Genomic DNA, 15,110 nt, shown 5'->3' with positions numbered 1-15,110 from the left:
CCGCGGCTCGTCCGAGAACCGCCCGCGGGAGGTCCGATGCGGGTGAACGTCCGCGTCAACGGTGAGCCGATGGTCGCCGACGACGTATGGGAGGGGGAGAGCCTGCTGTACGTGCTGCGCGAGCGGCTCGGCCTGCCCGGCGCGAAGAACGCCTGCGAGCAGGGCGAGTGCGGGTCGTGCACCGTCTACCTCGACGGGATCACGGTGTGCGCGTGCCTTGTGGCGGCGGGCCAGGCTGAAGGGCGCGAGGTGGTGACCGTCGAGGGGCTCTCCGGGGGAGGCGCCCGGCGGCGCGGCGGCGCTCCCGACCGGAACCCGCGGCCGGACCCGGACGTGGACGACGTCGCCGGGCCGCCGCTCGACGGCCTGGACGAGGTGCAGCGCTGCTTCGTCGAAGCGGGAGCCGTGCAGTGCGGGTTCTGCACGCCCGGGCTGGTCGTGCAGGCCCACGCGCTGATCGCGGGCGCCTCGCGGGTGCCCGAGGACGCCGAGATCCGCGAGGCCCTGGCCGGCAACCTGTGCCGGTGCACCGGATACGAGAAGATCCTCGACGCCGTACGGCTGGCCGCGGCGCGCGCGCACGCCCGCGCCGCCACGGAAAACGCGCGGTCTGTGCCGGGAGGGGCCGATGACTGACCGAGAACGGCCGAGCGTGGTCATCGAGAACGCGTACATCGCTCCGGTGGCCGGTGCGGAGATCCCCGGCGGTCACATCGTGATCGAAGGGGATCGCATCGTCGCCGTCGGGCCGGGCCGGGCGGACGCCGTACCGGCCGGCGCCGTGCGCGTGGACGGGAGCGGCTGCCTGGCCACGCCCGGCCTGGTCAACGCCCACCATCACCTCTACCAGTGGGCCGCGCAGGGGATCGCCCCTGACGGGACGCTGTTCGAGTGGCTGGTCGCCAGCTATCCGGTGTGGGCCCGGATGGACGCCGAGGTGGTGCACGGCGCGGCCACGGCGGGGCTCGCCTGGCTGGCGGCGTCGGGGTGCACCACGACGACCGACCACCACTACATCTTCCCGAAGGGGCGCGGCGACCTGTTCGACGCGGAGATCGAGGCGGCCCGCGCGGTCGGCCTGCGGTTCCATCCGTGCCGGGGGTCGATGGATCTCGGCCGGTCAAAGGGAGGTCTGCCGCCGGACGAGATCGTGGAGGACATCGACGAGATCCTCGCCGCCACCGAGGACGCTATCCGGAAATATCATGACCCGTCCTTCGGGGCGATGCTCCGGGTCGCGGTCGCGCCCTGCTCGCCCTTCTCCGTGAGCGGCGAGCTGATGATCCGCTCCGCCGAGCTCGCCCGCTCCCATGGCGTACGGCTGCACACCCACATCGCCGAGAGCCTGGACGAGGACGACCACTGCAAGGAGCGGTTCGGGGTCCTGCCGGTGGAGTACCTCGACCGGATCGGCTGGCTCGGGCCCGACGTCTGGCTGGCCCACTGCGTCCACCTGACCGACAAGGACGTCCGGAGGTTCGCCGAGACCGGCACGGGCGCCGCACACTGCCCGTCGTCGAACGGCCGTCTCGGCTCGGGCGTCGCGCGGGTCCCCGAACTGCTGCGCGCCGGAGCTCCCGTCGGCCTGGGCGTGGACGGAGCCGCGTCCAGCGAGATGACCACGATGGCGGGCGAGATGCGTACGGCGATGCTGATGCAGCGCGCCCGACACGGCCCGCACGCCCTGACCGCCCGCCAGGCGCTGGAACTCGCCACGCTGGGCGGGGCGCGCTGCCTCGGCCGCGAGGCGGAGATCGGGACGCTGGAGCCGGGCAAGCTGGCCGACGTCGCCCTGTGGCGGCTGGACGGCTTCCTCGCCGCGATCGACGACCCGGTGGTCGCCCTGGCGTACGGGGGTTCGCCGCCGCCGGCCCGGCTGCTGGTCGGCGGCCGCACGCTGGTCGAAGACGGTGAACTCCGGACCGTGTCCGCGGCGGAGGCCGCCAGGGCGGGGGTGGCGGCACATCGGCGCCTGACGGCCGCGACCCCGTGACGGGCAGCCGGTCACGGCCGGGCGCCACCGTTCGACGATGATGGATCGTCATCTTTCGCCATCTTTCGCCGGACTCGGGAGAACAGTAATGAGGGACCACGTCGTCATCGCGCCGGACAAGTTCAGGGGGTCGCTGACCGCCGCCGATGTCGCCGCGCGGGTGGCAGCGGGGCTGGGCGACGTGCCGACCCTGCGGATCCCGGTGGCCGACGGGGGTGACGGCACGGTGGACGCGGTCGTCGCCTGCGGGTTCACCCGGGTCGAGGTCGAGGTGACCGGTCCCGTCGGCGATCCCGTCCGTGCCTCTTACGCCGCCCGGGACGGCGTCGCCGTGGTCGAGCTGGCCGAGGCGTCCGGCCTGCGGCGGCTGCCCGGCGGGCCCGCGCCCCTGACCGCCACGAGCTACGGAACCGGCGAGCTGATCGCCCACGCCGTACGGCACGGCGCCCGCAAGGTCGTGCTCGGCCTCGGCGGCAGCGCCTGCACGGACGGCGGCGCGGGCATGCTTCAAGCGCTCGGCGCCCGGTTGCTGGATGAGAACGGCGAGGAGTTGCCGCCCGGCGGAGCCGCGCTCCGGAGGCTCGCGACCGTCGACATCTCCGCCTTCAGCGCCGGCCACGCTCACGGGCATGAGCACGAGCACGGCCAGGCCGAGGGCCAGGCGGACGGGCACGGACACGGACACGGGCATGGCCATGCCGGGCGCGGTCTCGCGGACGTCGAGTTCGTGGTCGCGAGCGACGTGGACAACCCCCTCCTCGGCCCGCACGGAGCCGCGGCGGTGTACGGCCCGCAGAAGGGCGCCGGGCCGGAGGACGTGGCGGTGCTGGAGGCCGGGCTGGCCCGGCTCGCCGCCGTCGCCGCGCACACCCACGGCGTGGTGGGGGCGGCCGAGCACGACGGGGTCGTCCGGGCCATGGGCGTCGCCGGACGGCCCGGTGCCGGGGCCGCCGGGGGCGTCGGCTTCGCCGCGCTGGCCTTCCTCCACGCCGAGATCAGCCCCGGCATCGAGTACCTCCTCGGCCTGCTGGAGTTCGACCGGCACGTCGAGGGCGCCCGGCTGGTCATCACCGGCGAGGGGGCGCTCGACGAGCAGTCCCTGCGCGGCAAGGCCCCGCTCGGGGTGGCCGCGGCGGCGGCCAAGCACGGCGTCCCGGTCGTCGCGGTCTGCGGCCGCCGGTCGATCTCGGGCGAGGAACTGCGCTCGGCGGGTATCTCCCAGGCGTACGCGCTGACCGATCTCGAACCCGACGTCGAGAAGTGCATGGCCGAGCCGGGGCCGCTGCTGGAGCGCCTGGCCGCGCTCATCGCGTCCGACCACCTGTCACCGTTCGCCGGTCGCCACGACGACGCCAACGGAGGTTCCGCATGATCCGACCCGGACCATCCCGCCATGACTGAGCCGCTCGCCCCCGGGACGGCCGAGGTTCCCGCGCCGGGAACGCCCGGGGGCCCACTTTCCGCCGGGCTTTCCGAGCCCGGGGCGTCCGGTTCTCTCGCGTCCGCACGGGGTGGGCGGCCCGGGTTCGACCTGGTCGTGCGGTCTCGGCGGGTGGTCACCCCGGAGGGCGTGCGGCCGCTCACGGTGGCCGTACAGGACGGCAGGATCGCGGCGCTGCTCGCGTACGACACGTTCGAAACCCGACAGGAGGGGGCGGCACGGGAGGCGGTGGACCTGGGGGAGGTGGCGCTGCTTCCCGGCCTGGTCGACACCCACGTCCACGTCAACGAGCCGGGCCGTACGCACTGGGAGGGGTTCGCCTCGGCCACCAGGGCGGCGGCCGCCGGGGGAGTCACGACCGTCGTCGACATGCCGCTCAACGCGCTGCCGCCCACGGTGAGCGTGGCCGCCCTGGAGATCAAGCGGCAGGCCGCCGAGGGGCGGTGCCACGTCGACGTCGGCTTCTGGGGCGGGGCGGTCCCCGGCAACGCGGGTGAGCTGGAGCCGCTGCACCGGGCCGGGGTCTTCGGCGTCAAGTGCTTCCTCTCGCCGTCCGGCGTGGACGAGTTCCCCGCCCTTGACCGCGCCGGGCTGCGGGAGGCCCTGCGGACGCTGGCGGCGTTCGACGGGCTGATGATCGTCCATGCCGAGGATCCGGCGCTCCTCACCGACCCGCTCGGCCCGACGTACCCGGACTTCCTGGCATCCCGTACGGCGGAGGCCGAGCGCAGGGCCGTCGAGCAGGTCGTCGAGCTGGCCGCCGAGATCGGCGCCCGCGTCCACATCGTCCATGTGTCGTCCGCGTCCTGCCTCGACGTGCTGCGGGCGGCGCGCCGGGACGGCGTGCGGATCAGCGCGGAGACCTGCCCGCACTACCTCACCCTGAGCGCCGAGGAGGTCAGCGGGCCCGCCTACAAGTGCTGCCCTCCGATCAGGGAGGCCGCCAACCGCGAGGCCCTCTGGCGGGGACTCGCCGACGGGCTGTTGATGGGCGTCGTCTCCGACCACTCGCCGTCCCCGCCCGACCTCAAGGCGCCCGACTTCGCCGCGGCCTGGGGCGGGATCTCCTCGCTGCAACTCAGTCTCCCCGTCGTCTGGACGTCCGCGAGGGAACGCGGCTACGGCCTGAGCGAGGTGGCGCGGTGGATGGCGGAGGGGCCGGCAGCGCTGGTGGGCCTGCCGTACAAGGGGGCGATCAGGCCGGGCGCGGACGCGGACCTGGTCGCCTTCGACCCGGAGGGGCGGTTCACCGTGGACGCCGCCGCGCTGCACCACCGGCACCCGGTGACGCCCTACGACGGCAGGACGCTGACCGGGGTCGTCGTCCGCACCTGGCTGCGCGGCCGACCGGCCGGCGCCGACGCCCCGCGCGGCCGGCTCCTCGCCGGGGAGGGGATCGGATGAGAGGGCACGGCAGGCTCCCCGACCTCGCGCTCCGCACGTACGGAGGCTCGGTGCTGGCGGCGAGCGACGAGTCGTTCGCCGCGAAGGAGGCGCTGATCAGGCCGGGACGCCCCGAGTTCCGCCCCCGCACGTTCGGCGCCAAGGGCCAGGTCTACGACGGGTGGGAGACCCGCAGGCGGCGCGAGCCCGGCCATGAATGGGCCCTGGTACGGCTCGGCCTGCCCGGCGTGATCAGGTCGGTCGTGATCGACACCGCCTGGTTCACCGGCAACTATCCGCCGTTCGCGTCCGTCGAGGCGTGCGCGGCGGACGGCTACCCGGCGCCGGACGAGCTGACCGGGTGGGTGGAGATCGTGCCGCGCGCCGCGCTCAAGGGCGACGCCGCGCACGAGTTCGAGGTGAGCGACCCGCGGCGGTTCACGCACGTGCGGTTGAACGTCTTCCCCGACGGCGGCGTGGCGCGGCTGCGCGTGTACGGGGAGGTGGTGCCGGATCCGCGGCTCCTGTCCGGTCTGACCGTCGATCTGGCCGCGCTGGAGAACGGGGCGCTCGTCGTCGCATGCTCGGACGAGTTCTACTCCTCGCCCGAGAACGCGCTCGCGCCGGGGCTCGCCAGGAACCAGGCCGAGGGCTGGGAGACCGCGCGCCGGCGCGACGGTGGCAACGACTGGCTGGTCGTCGCCCTCGCCGGGCCGGGCACCGTCGCCGTGGCCGAGCTGGACACGACGAACCTCCTGTACAACGCCCCGGGCGCGGCCGCGCTGCGGGGGATCGACGGCCGGTCGGCCGCGCTCGACGACGAGGACGCCTGGTTCCCTCTGCTGCCTGAGACGCGACTCCAGCCCGACACCCGGCACCGGTTCCGCCTCGACGACGACAGACCGCTGACCCACGCCCGGATCGACATCTTCCCCGACGGCGGGCTGGCCCGGCTGCGGCTGCTCGGCTCCCTGGTCTCCTGAGCGGAAGAGCCCGTCCACCCCGGTTCACGGGATGGACGGGCTCCTCGATGCCGGGCTCAGTGCCAGAGGATGACGGTCGTCCCCCGGGGCTGGTCACCGGTCGGGTTCTGCCCGAGGACGCGCTGCCCGCCGGCCAGCGCGCGGGTCTCCACCGGGAACCCCGCGGCCTCCAGCTCGCGCTTGGCCTCGCCCACGTCCTTGAAGAGCACGTTGGGGACGGCCACGAAGTCGGGGGTGGCGAGCGACGGGTCGGTCTCCCACGGCCAGTGCCAGCCGGTGTCCGGCCCCCTGGAGACGGTCAGCCGTACGTTGGCGCCGCCGGCCACGGCGGCACCCGCCGCCGGATCCTGCGCGATCACCGTGCCCGGCGGGTTGGCGTCGGCCGTCTCGTCGACCTGGACCTGGAAGCCCCGCTCCTGGAGGAACTGCACCGCCTGGTCCTTCATCATCTTCGAGACGTCCGGCATCAGCAGGCCCGCGCTGACCACCAGGTTGATCGTCTCGCCCTTCCTGACCCGGCTGCCGACCGGCGGCTTGGTGCCGATGACGGCGTCGCGTTCGACGGTGTTGCTGGAGACGGTGCTCACCTGGCCGACCTCCAGGCCGGCCTCGGCGATCTTGACCTTGGCGTCGCCCACGCTGAGCTTCTCGACGTTCGGCACCGGGACGGTCTCTGGGCCCTTGGACGCCACAAGCGTCAGCTGCGACCCCTCCTCGACCTCGCTGCCGGGAGCGGGCGTGATCTCCAGGACCAGATCCTTGCCGACTTTCTCGTCGAACCTGGGCTCCCCGAGCTTGACCACGAAGCCCGCGTTCTCCGCCTGCTGGCGGGCCGCCACGATCTGCTTCCCCAGCAGGTCGGGGACCCGTTTGTACTCCACCCGGGAGAACAACCAGCCGCTGAACGCGATGCCGCCGAGCATCACCACGACGAGGCCGATGAGCAACCAGGTCGATCGCCGTCCGGACCGCCGGGTCTTGCGCGTCTCCGTCGTCGCGATCTCGTGCTTCGGCTGGATCATGGTGTGCGCGGGCGCGTCCGGCCCGCGGCCGTTGTACGCCGTCGTGACGGCCCCCGGCGAGCTGTGCATCCCGGGCGAGCTGTGCATCCCCGCAGACCTCTGCATCCCCGGCGACGAGGGGTGCGTGCCCGGCATGCTCTGCGTTCCGGGTGCGCTGTGCACACCGGACGTCCTGGACACTCCGGGATGGCTGTGCGACACACCGGGCTGGCTGTGCGTCCCCGGCATGCTGTGCGCCCCGCCGGCCGCCCTTCCCGGAGCGCCCGGCGCCATGGGCCGGTCGGCCGGCCCACGCGGCATCGTACGATGCGCCTCGACGGCGGCCACCAGCATGGCGGTCGCGTCGGCGGGGCGGCGGGCGGGGTCCCTCGCGGTGGCGGCGGCCACCAGGGCGTCGACCTGCGGAGGGATACCGGAGACGATCGAGGACGGCGGCGGCACGCTGTCGTGCACGTGCCGGTAGGCGATGGACATCGGGGTCTCGCCCTCGTACGGCTGACGCCCGGTGATCAGCTCGAACAGCATGACCCCGGCCGCGTAGACGTCGCTGCGGGCGTCCGCGACCCCCGAGGTCACCTGCTCGGGAGACATGTAACCGATCGTGCCGATCATCATGCCGGTCTTGGTCTGGTTGCTCGCCTCGACGGCACGGGCCAGGCCGAAGTCCACGACCTTGACCCGGCCGTCGTCGGCGAGCAGCACGTTCTCCGGCTTGACGTCCCGGTGGATGAGCCCCGCCTGGTGGGCCGCGCCGAGGGCGGCCAGGACGGGGATCAGGAGTTCGATCGCCTCCCGGGCGGGCAGCGGCCCGCGCGAGCGCAGCACGTCGCGCAGGGTCTTGCCCGGCACGTACTCCATCGTGAGATAGACGGTGGACCCGTCCATGCCCTGGTCGAAGACCTGGACCACGTTGGGGTGGGACAGGCTCGCGACCGACTTGGCCTCGCCGATGAACCTCTGGACGAACTTCGGGTCCTCGGCCAGCGACCGGTGCATCACCTTGAGGGCGAGCATCCGGTCGAGCCGGGTGTCCATCGCGAGGTAAACGGAGGCCATGCCGCCCCGGGCGATCCTCGACTCGACGCGATAACGTCCGTCGAGCAGCTGCCCCACCAACGGGTCGGTTAACGACGTGTCCACCCGCCTGAGTTTACGGGTCCTTTGTCACGGGTATGCCCTTTCGGCTCCGAGACTGTGACCGAATTGGACCATAATGCGGATCTTGGGGTGGAACGTTATGCGAACCGCGGCAACGAGGGTGAGGACGCCTCCGCGTACCGCCGCCGGGGGATGCGGCCGGCCAGCCGCGCCATCCGCCCCGCCTCGACCGCCGAGCGCATCGCGGAGGCCATGAGCTCCGGCCGCTGGGCGCGCGTCACCGCCGTCGCCAGCAGCACGGCGTCGCAGCCCAGCTCCATCGCCAGCGCGGCGTCGCTCGCGGTGCCCAGACCCGCGTCGAGGATCACCGGGACCGAGGCCGCCTCGACGATCAGCTCGATGCTGTGCGGGTTGCGGATGCCCAGACCGGACCCGATCGGCGCGCCCAGCGGCATCACCGCCGCACACCCCGCCTGCTCCAGCCTGCGGGCGAGCGCCGGATCGTCCCCGATGTACGGCAGCACGACGAAGCCGTCCGCCACCAGCCGCTCGGCGGCGTCGAACGTCTCGATCGGGTCGGGCAGCAGGGTCCGCTCGTCGGCGATGACCTCCAGCTTCACCCAGTTCGTCTCCAGGGCCTCCCTGGCCAGGCGCGCGGTCAGTACGGCCTCACCCGCGGTGAAGCAGCCCGCCGTGTTCGGCAGGACCTTGATGCCGCGCCGGCGCAGCACGTCGAGCACCGACCCCTGGACCGCCGGGTCCAGCCGCCGCATGGCGACCGTCGTCAGCTCCGTGCCGGACGCCTCGAGCGCCCGGTCGAGCACGTCCAGGGAAGGGGCGCCGCCGGTGCCCATGATCAGCCGGGAGGAGAACTTCTCCCCGCCGATGACCAGCGCGTCGTCCATGTCGTTCACGGTCATCCTCCCTGCACCGCCGTCAGCACCTCGACCCGGTCGTTCTCGGACAGCGAGGTCGACTCCCAGGCGCCCTTGCTCACCACCACGTCGTTCACCGCCACGGCGACGCCGCTGGTCATCGCCGTGAGCATGCGCACGGCCTGTGCCACGGTCGAGCCGTCGGGCAGCTCGCCGGCGTCTCCGTTGATCGTCACCTTCATCGCAGGCCCCTTTCCGGATCGCAGGACCGTACGGCGTCGGGCACGTCGCCGCCGGTCAGGAACGCCGTGACCGCCTCAGCGGTGACCGGCGCGAGCAGCACGCCGCTGCGGTGGTGACCGGTCGCCGCGATCACACCCGGCGCGACCGCCGGGCCGATCAGCGGCAGGTTGTCGGGGGTGCCGGGCCGGAAGCCGACGGTCGTCTCCACCAGCTCCAGCTCCGTGATGCCCGGGACCAGCTCGCGCGCGTCACGCAGCAGCTCGTAGACGCCGCCCGCGGTCACCCGGCCGTCGAACCCCAGCTCCTCGACGGTGGCGCCGAGCGTGACCTCGCCGTCGCCCCTGGGCACCAGGTACACGGACGACCCGTGCACCTTCCCCCGTACACACCGGCTCAGGAAGCCCTTCGGGCCGCGCAGCCGCAGGATCTGGCCCTTGACCGGCCGCACCGGCAGGCCGGGCGCGAGCGACGCCGACCAGGAGCCCGCCGCGATCACCACCCGGGACGCGGACAGCTCCTCACCCGACGCCGGCCGTACGCCGCGGGTCTCGTCCCCGTCCACCACCAGCTCGGTCACCCGGTCGCGCACCAGCGTGCCGCCCGCCCGCTCGAACGCCGCCAACAGCGCCCGCACCACCAGGCGCGGATTCACCCAGGCGTCGCCCGCGGCCAGCAGCCCGCCGCGCACCGACGGCGACAGCATCGGCTCGAACTTCCGGCACTCGCGGCCTGTCAACCGCTCCACCGGCAGGCCGAGCGTCTGCTCGAACGCCGCGAGATCCTCCAGGTACGCCATGTCGTCCGGGCCGTACGCGACCTCGAGCGTGCCCTCGGCGCGGTAGTCGAGATCGACGCCGCTCTCCTCCTGCAGCTCGTCCCGGAAGGACGGCCACCTCTCCAGCGACGCCAGCCCGAGCCGCAGCAACGGTTCCTCGGTGTACGTCACCTCGCTGACCGGGGCGAGCATCCCGGCCGCCGCGTGCGACGCCCCCGCTCCCGGATCGGGATCCACAACCGCAACGGAAAGGCCGCCCTGGACGGCGCGCCAGGCCGCCGACAGGCCCACCACACCACCGCCCACGACGACCACGTCGTAGCCACGCACCTCTGCGCTCCCTTCGCCGGCATTACCCGGATCAGGTGTTCTGGCGGTCGAGAGCTGTCACACGGTCGCGCTCGGGTCCTCGTTCGCTTCGCGGGAGGCTCGTTCCTCGCCTGCCACTCCACTCACTGCGGCCCTCGCCGCTCCGTACGCTCTCCTCTCAGCCCGGCTCACCGGGCTCCCGCGCGTCTTACGCCTCAAGACTAGTCTTGATCGGGAGTGTCACGCACAACATGGTCAATGCCGCTCGTGCGGGCTACTTGCTCAACTCGTTACCAAATCTCCATTGGCGGGTGCCCCGGTGGCCGATCTAGGGTCAGGGCGTGGATCACGTCGTGGTGGTAGGCGCCGGCCTGGCCGGGATACGGAGCATCGAGGCCCTGCGAGCCCATGGGTTCGCCGGCCGGATCACGCTGATCGGCGAAGAACGTCATCGCCCCTATGACAGGCCGCCCCTTTCCAAGGCGGTGCTGCTCGGAGAGACCGACTCCACCGTGGTCGACTCCGACCTGGACGCCCTCGACGTGCGGCTGCTCCTCGGGACCGCCGCCAAGGGGCTCGGCGCCGGCGTACTGGAGACCACGGAAGGGGAGCTCGCGTTCGACGGGCTCGTCATCGCCACGGGCGCCACGCCCGTACGGCTGCGCGGCGAGGGCAGGCAACACGTCCTGCGCACCATCGACGACGCCATCGAGCTGCGCTCCCGGCTCGTGCCCGGCGCCCGCGTCGCCGTCATCGGCGCCGGCTGGATCGGCGCCGAGGTGGCCACCGCGGCGGCGAAGGCCGGGTGCGCCGTCACGGTCGTCGAGGCCGGGGAGGCTCCGCTGGCCGCGGCCCTCGGCACCACCGCCGGCGCGTACACCACCGGCTGGTACGCCGAGGCGGGCATCGAGCTGCGGCTCGGCGCCGTGGTCGGCTCCGTCGATCCCGACGGCCTGACGCTCATGTCGGGCACGCGCATCCCGGCGGACGTCGTCGTGACCGGGGTCGGCGTACGTCCCGCCGTCGACTGGCTGAAGGGCTCGGCCGTGGAGCTCGACAACGGCGTCGTCGTGGACGAGCACCTGCGCACGTCCGTGCCCGGCGTCGTCGCCGTGGGCGACTGCGCCAACTGGTGGTCGCGCAGGTTCGGCAGGCGGATGCGGGTCGAGCACTGGGACAACGCGCTCGGCGCCCCGGACACCGCCGCCGCCACCCTGCTCGGCGAGGAGGCGGTGTACGACCCCGTCCCGTACTTCTGGTCGGAGCAGTTCGGCCGGATGGTGCAGTTCGCCGGATGCCGTGACAACGCCCGCCGGATCCTGAGAGGGAAGCCCGAATCGGACCGGAAGTGGGCGGCCTGCTGGCTCACCGACGACGATCGGCTCGCCGCCGTGCTGACCGTCGATCGGCCCCGCGACCTCGTGCAGGGGCGGCGTCTGATCGAGGCCGCGCGGCGGATGGACGTGGCCCGGATCTCCGACCCCGCGACCCACCTCCGCGACTGCGTCCTGACCTAGCCGGCGGCGGACGTGCGGGAAGCGGGCGGAGGCTCTCGGACGGCCCGGCGACGGTCCGCAGCGGGCAGACGGAGTACGGACGGCGGGCCGGAGGAGAACGCGAAGTGGCCGGCGTGTCGGCCGCGACGCGCGTCAGGCTTTACCGGGCGCTCCGCAATCGAGGTGTTTTGCGGCGGCCACCTGTGGTAATCGTGGATTTGTGACGCTTACTGTTGCGCAGATCGACAGAGAGACCGACCGGCTCGTAGGGGAGTGGCTCTCCCTCTCTGAGGTCGCGAAGAGGCTCGAACTCACCATCGGCCGGGCCAAGCAGCTACTGAAGGACAAGAAGCTCGTGGGCGCCCGCAGGGGCTCCGGAGAGCCGCAGATCCCGGCGCGGTTCCTGGACCAGGGCGACGTGCTCAAGGGACTGCCCGGCACGCTCACCGTGCTGGCGGACGCAGGATACGACGAGGTCGAGTCGATCCGCTGGCTCTTCACACCGGACGACTCGCTTCCAGGGGCGCCGATCGACGCGATCAGCGCCGGACGGCACACCGAGGTCAAGCGCAGGGCGCAGGCTCTCGGATTCTGACCGATTCGCCGGGCGTGGCATGGTAGTGGGGTGAATCTCCGAAAGCGGCTGGCCGACGCCCGGCTCTACCTTTGCACCGACGGCCGGCGTGGCCGTGGCGATCTGCCCGAGTTCCTCGACGCCGTGCTGGCCGCCGGTGTGGACATCGTCCAGCTCCGCGAGAAGGGGCTGGAGGCGCGCGAGGAGCTCGCGCTCCTGGAGGTCTTCCGCGAGGCCTGCGACCGGCACGGCGCGCTGCTCGCGGTGAACGATCGTGCCGACGTCGCCCGCGCCGCGCGCCCCGACATCCTGCACCTCGGCCAGGACGACCTGCCGGTGTCCGTCGCCCGGGAGATCCTCGGGCCGGACATCCTGATCGGCAGGTCCACCCACTCGGCCGAGGAGGCCACCGCGGCGGCGTCCGAGCCCGGCGTGGACTACTTCTGCTGTGGGCCGATCTGGCCGACGCCGACCAAGCCCGGCCGTCCCGCTCCCGGCGTGGCGCTGCTGGATCACGCCTCCCGGCTGGACACGGACCGGCCGTGGTTCGGCATCGGCGGCATCGATCTCGGGAACCTCGACGAGGTCCTCTCCCACGGCGTGCGCCGGGTCGTCGTCGTACGGGCGATCACCGAGGCGGAGGACCCGGCGGCGGCGACGGCCGAGCTGCGCGCCCGCCTCGACGCCGTCTCCCTCTGAGAGCCCTCCGGCCCGCTGTCAGGTGCGCCGCGTGGTGGCGGCGACGGCCAGCGCGCCCAGCGCGTCGCGCGCCTCGGCCTTGATCGGCGCGCGTTCGAGGGATCGGAGCGCGTCGTCGAGATAGCGCTTGATCATGTCCTCGCACTGGGCCAGCGCGCCGGTCTCCTCGATGACCAGGCGGAGCCGCGCCACGCCCTCCTCGTCCAGCTTCGGGTCGCCCAGCAACGTGCGTACGACCTCGGCCTGGGAGTCGGTGGCGGAGGCGAGCGTGCGCGCGATCAGCATGGTGCGCTTGCCCTCGCGCAGGTCGTCGCCCGCGGGCTTGCCCGTCTCGGCGGGGTCGCCGAAGACCCCGAGGACGTCGTCGCGAAGCTGGAACGCGATGCCGACCTTCTGGCCGTACTCGACGCAGAGCCGGTCGATCCACGGGGTCACGCCGCGCGCGGCGAGGACGAGGCCGAGCCGCAGCGGCTGCTCCACCGAATATTTGCCGCTCTTGTACAGGGCCACGCGCAGGGCGCTCTCGAAGGTGCTCTCGCCCTTGGCCTGCTCGAGCAGGTCGAGGTACTGCCCGAACATCAGCTCGGTGCGCATGTGGTCGTAGACCGGCTGCGCGGCGGCCAGTGCCTCGTCGGACACGCCGCTGGTCCGCCACATCTGTCCCGCCCAGACGAGGAGGAGGTTGCCGAGCAGCACCGCCGCGCCCTCACCGAACTGCTCCGCCGACCCGTGCCACCCCGACTCGGCGTGCAGCCGCTCGAAGCGGCGGTGCGCCGCGGGCATGCCGCGCCGCAGGTCGCTCGCGTCCATCACGTCGTCGTGGATGAGCGCGCTCGCCTGCAGGAGTTCGAGCGAGGCGGCGGCACGGTATACCGCCGGGTCGTCACCGCCGCCGGCCGCCCGCCACCCCCAGTGGCAGAAGGCCGGACGCAGTCTCTTGCCCCCCGCGATGAAGTCGTCCACGGCGGACAGCAGCACGGCGAACTGGGGGTCGTCGAAGAACGGACGCTGCTCGTCGAGGAACCTTCGTAGCGATCGATCCACTTCGAAACGTACAAGGTCGAGCGGGGCGGCGGACGTCGTCATGACTCTGAGCGTAACCGGCATAGATGGAACAGTGGAGACGTGGGGAGACTTAAGTGGTCACAGGTAACAAAGCGACCGCGTTTCGTCCGTATGGTGAGAGGCCCCGCTGTCGGCGGAGGCCAGGACGGTAGCCTGGTCACCATGGCTTTGGGTCTCCCGTCACGACTTCCGGACCGCGTTCCCACGATCCGCGAGCTGCTCGCGAAGGGGGAGCGGTCGTTCTCGTTCGAGTTCTTCCCGCCGAAGAACGACGAGGGGGAGCGGCAGCTGTGGCGCGCGATCCGTGAGCTGGAGGCGCTGCGGCCCACCTTCGTGTCCGTGACGTACGGCGCCGGCGGCAGCACGCGCGACCGCACGGTCGAGATCGTCGAGCGCCTCGCCCACGAGACCACGCTGACCCCGGTCGCGCACTTCACCGCGGTCGACCACTCCCTCAAGGAGCTACGCCACCTGATCGGCAGGTTCGCCGACGCGGGCGTGCGCAACATCCTGGCCGTACGCGGCGACCCGCCCGGCGGCAACCCGCTGGACGAGTGGGTCAAGCACCCCGAGGGCGTGACGTACGCCGAGGAGCTGGTCCGGCTGATCCGCCAGTCCGGCGACTTCTGCGTGGGCGTGGCGGCCTTCCCGTACAAGCACCCCCGGTCCGCCACGGTCGAGTCGGACACCGAGTACTTCGTGCGCAAGTGCCGGGCCGGAGCCGACTACGCGATCACGCAGATGTTCTTCCGCGCGGAGGACTACCTGCGCCTGCGGGACCGGGTGGCCGCCAAGGGCTGCGACACGCCGATCATCCCGGGCGTCATGCCGGTGACCCAGATGAGCACGATCGCCCGTTCCGAGCAGTTGTCGGGCGCCCCGTTCCCGCCGGAGGTGGCGGCCCGGTTCGAGAAGGTCGCGCACGACCCGGCGGCGGTACGCCGCCTCGGCGTCGAGCACGCGGCGGAGATGTGCCAGACGCTGCTGGACGAGGGCGCGCCGGGCATCCACTTCATCACCTTCAACAGGTCGAGCGCGACCCGCGAGGTCTTCCAGGCGCTCGCCGCGAGCCCCACCGCGCTCACCGCCTGAGTCGCTCCCGGCTTTCTCGCCGCCGGCCGCAGTCGGCCTGGGCCGGGGTGGCCGTCTCCCGG

The 15,110-nt window shown here is 72.7% G+C and carries 14 protein-coding genes; 9 read left to right on the top strand and 5 right to left on the bottom strand.

Going from position 1 to position 15,110, the window contains the following annotated elements; genetic code table 11:
* Positions 1-36 precede the first annotated feature (36 nt).
* From AWQ68_RS06115 to alc, 5 genes are all read left to right on the top strand, one after another.
* Positions 37-636 (top strand): (2Fe-2S)-binding protein, encoded by a 600-nt coding sequence (locus AWQ68_RS06115; RefSeq protein WP_066936012.1) that lies wholly within the window; start codon positions 37-39, stop codon positions 634-636.
* Positions 629-1,993 (top strand): 8-oxoguanine deaminase, encoded by a 1,365-nt coding sequence (locus AWQ68_RS06110; protein ID WP_066936009.1) that lies wholly within the window; start codon positions 629-631, stop codon positions 1,991-1,993. The genes AWQ68_RS06115 and AWQ68_RS06110 overlap by 8 nt, the downstream gene beginning before the upstream one ends.
* Before the next feature lie 88 nt (positions 1,994-2,081).
* Positions 2,082-3,365, top strand: coding sequence for a glycerate kinase (locus tag AWQ68_RS06105; protein WP_066936006.1), 1,284 nt, complete (start codon positions 2,082-2,084; stop codon positions 3,363-3,365).
* 21 nt (positions 3,366-3,386) lie between these two features.
* Complete coding sequence (gene allB / locus AWQ68_RS06100) at positions 3,387-4,838, top strand: allantoinase AllB (RefSeq protein WP_084463692.1); 1,452 nt, start codon at positions 3,387-3,389, stop codon at positions 4,836-4,838.
* On the top strand, positions 4,835-5,800 hold the full coding sequence (gene alc, locus AWQ68_RS06095) for an allantoicase (RefSeq protein WP_066936003.1): 966 nt from the start codon (positions 4,835-4,837) through the stop codon (positions 5,798-5,800). The genes allB and alc overlap by 4 nt, the downstream gene beginning before the upstream one ends.
* Before the next feature lie 56 nt (positions 5,801-5,856).
* Here alc and pknB read toward each other — a convergent pair whose 3' ends face one another.
* The 4 genes from pknB to thiO form a co-directional block, all read right to left on the bottom strand.
* Positions 5,857-7,962 carry a Stk1 family PASTA domain-containing Ser/Thr kinase gene (gene pknB / locus AWQ68_RS06090; protein ID WP_157544954.1) on the bottom strand — a complete coding sequence of 702 codons (2,106 nt, stop codon included), beginning with the start codon at positions 7,960-7,962 and terminating at the stop codon, positions 5,857-5,859.
* Positions 7,963-8,057: 95 nt separating this feature from the next.
* Positions 8,058-8,840, bottom strand: coding sequence for a thiazole synthase (locus AWQ68_RS06085; RefSeq protein ID WP_373281501.1), 783 nt, complete (start codon positions 8,838-8,840; stop codon positions 8,058-8,060).
* Positions 8,837-9,037: a sulfur carrier protein ThiS gene (gene thiS / locus AWQ68_RS06080; protein WP_066936000.1), complete on the bottom strand. Its 201-nt coding sequence runs from the start codon at positions 9,035-9,037 to the stop codon at positions 8,837-8,839. The genes AWQ68_RS06085 and thiS overlap by 4 nt, the downstream gene beginning before the upstream one ends.
* Positions 9,034-10,143, bottom strand: coding sequence for a glycine oxidase ThiO (gene thiO, locus AWQ68_RS06075; protein ID WP_066935997.1), 1,110 nt, complete (start codon positions 10,141-10,143; stop codon positions 9,034-9,036). Before thiO ends, thiS begins: the two co-directional genes overlap by 4 nt.
* A 320-nt stretch (positions 10,144-10,463) precedes the next feature.
* On the opposite strand from thiO, the gene AWQ68_RS06070 reads away from it, so the two are divergent.
* From AWQ68_RS06070 to thiE, 3 genes are all read left to right on the top strand, one after another.
* A complete protein-coding gene (locus AWQ68_RS06070) occupies positions 10,464-11,639 on the top strand; it encodes an NAD(P)/FAD-dependent oxidoreductase (RefSeq protein ID WP_066935994.1) in 1,176 nt (391 codons plus the stop codon).
* Between the two features lie 199 nt (positions 11,640-11,838).
* On the top strand, positions 11,839-12,213 hold the full coding sequence (locus AWQ68_RS06065; protein WP_066935990.1) for an Rv2175c family DNA-binding protein: 375 nt from the start codon (positions 11,839-11,841) through the stop codon (positions 12,211-12,213).
* A 30-nt stretch (positions 12,214-12,243) separates the two neighbouring features.
* Positions 12,244-12,891 carry a thiamine phosphate synthase gene (gene thiE / locus AWQ68_RS06060; RefSeq protein WP_066935987.1) on the top strand — a complete coding sequence of 216 codons (648 nt, stop codon included), beginning with the start codon at positions 12,244-12,246 and terminating at the stop codon, positions 12,889-12,891.
* Positions 12,892-12,909: 18 nt separating this feature from the next.
* On the opposite strand, the gene AWQ68_RS06055 is transcribed toward thiE, so the two are convergent.
* The gene (locus AWQ68_RS06055) at positions 12,910-13,977 is read right to left on the bottom strand and encodes a polyprenyl synthetase family protein (RefSeq protein WP_066935984.1); all 1,068 of its coding nucleotides are present in this window, start codon (positions 13,975-13,977) and stop codon (positions 12,910-12,912) included.
* A gap of 141 nt (positions 13,978-14,118) precedes the next feature.
* On the opposite strand from AWQ68_RS06055, the gene metF reads away from it, so the two are divergent.
* A complete protein-coding gene (gene metF, locus AWQ68_RS06050) occupies positions 14,119-15,048 on the top strand; it encodes a methylenetetrahydrofolate reductase [NAD(P)H] (RefSeq protein ID WP_066935981.1) in 930 nt (309 codons plus the stop codon).
* Positions 15,049-15,110: the final 62 nt, after the last annotated feature.

The sequence above is a fragment of the Microtetraspora fusca genome, from assembly GCF_001570365.1.
GTDB lineage: Bacteria > Actinomycetota > Actinomycetes > Streptosporangiales > Streptosporangiaceae > Microtetraspora > Microtetraspora fusca.
This window is presented reverse-complemented; position numbering and strand designations above follow the sequence as displayed.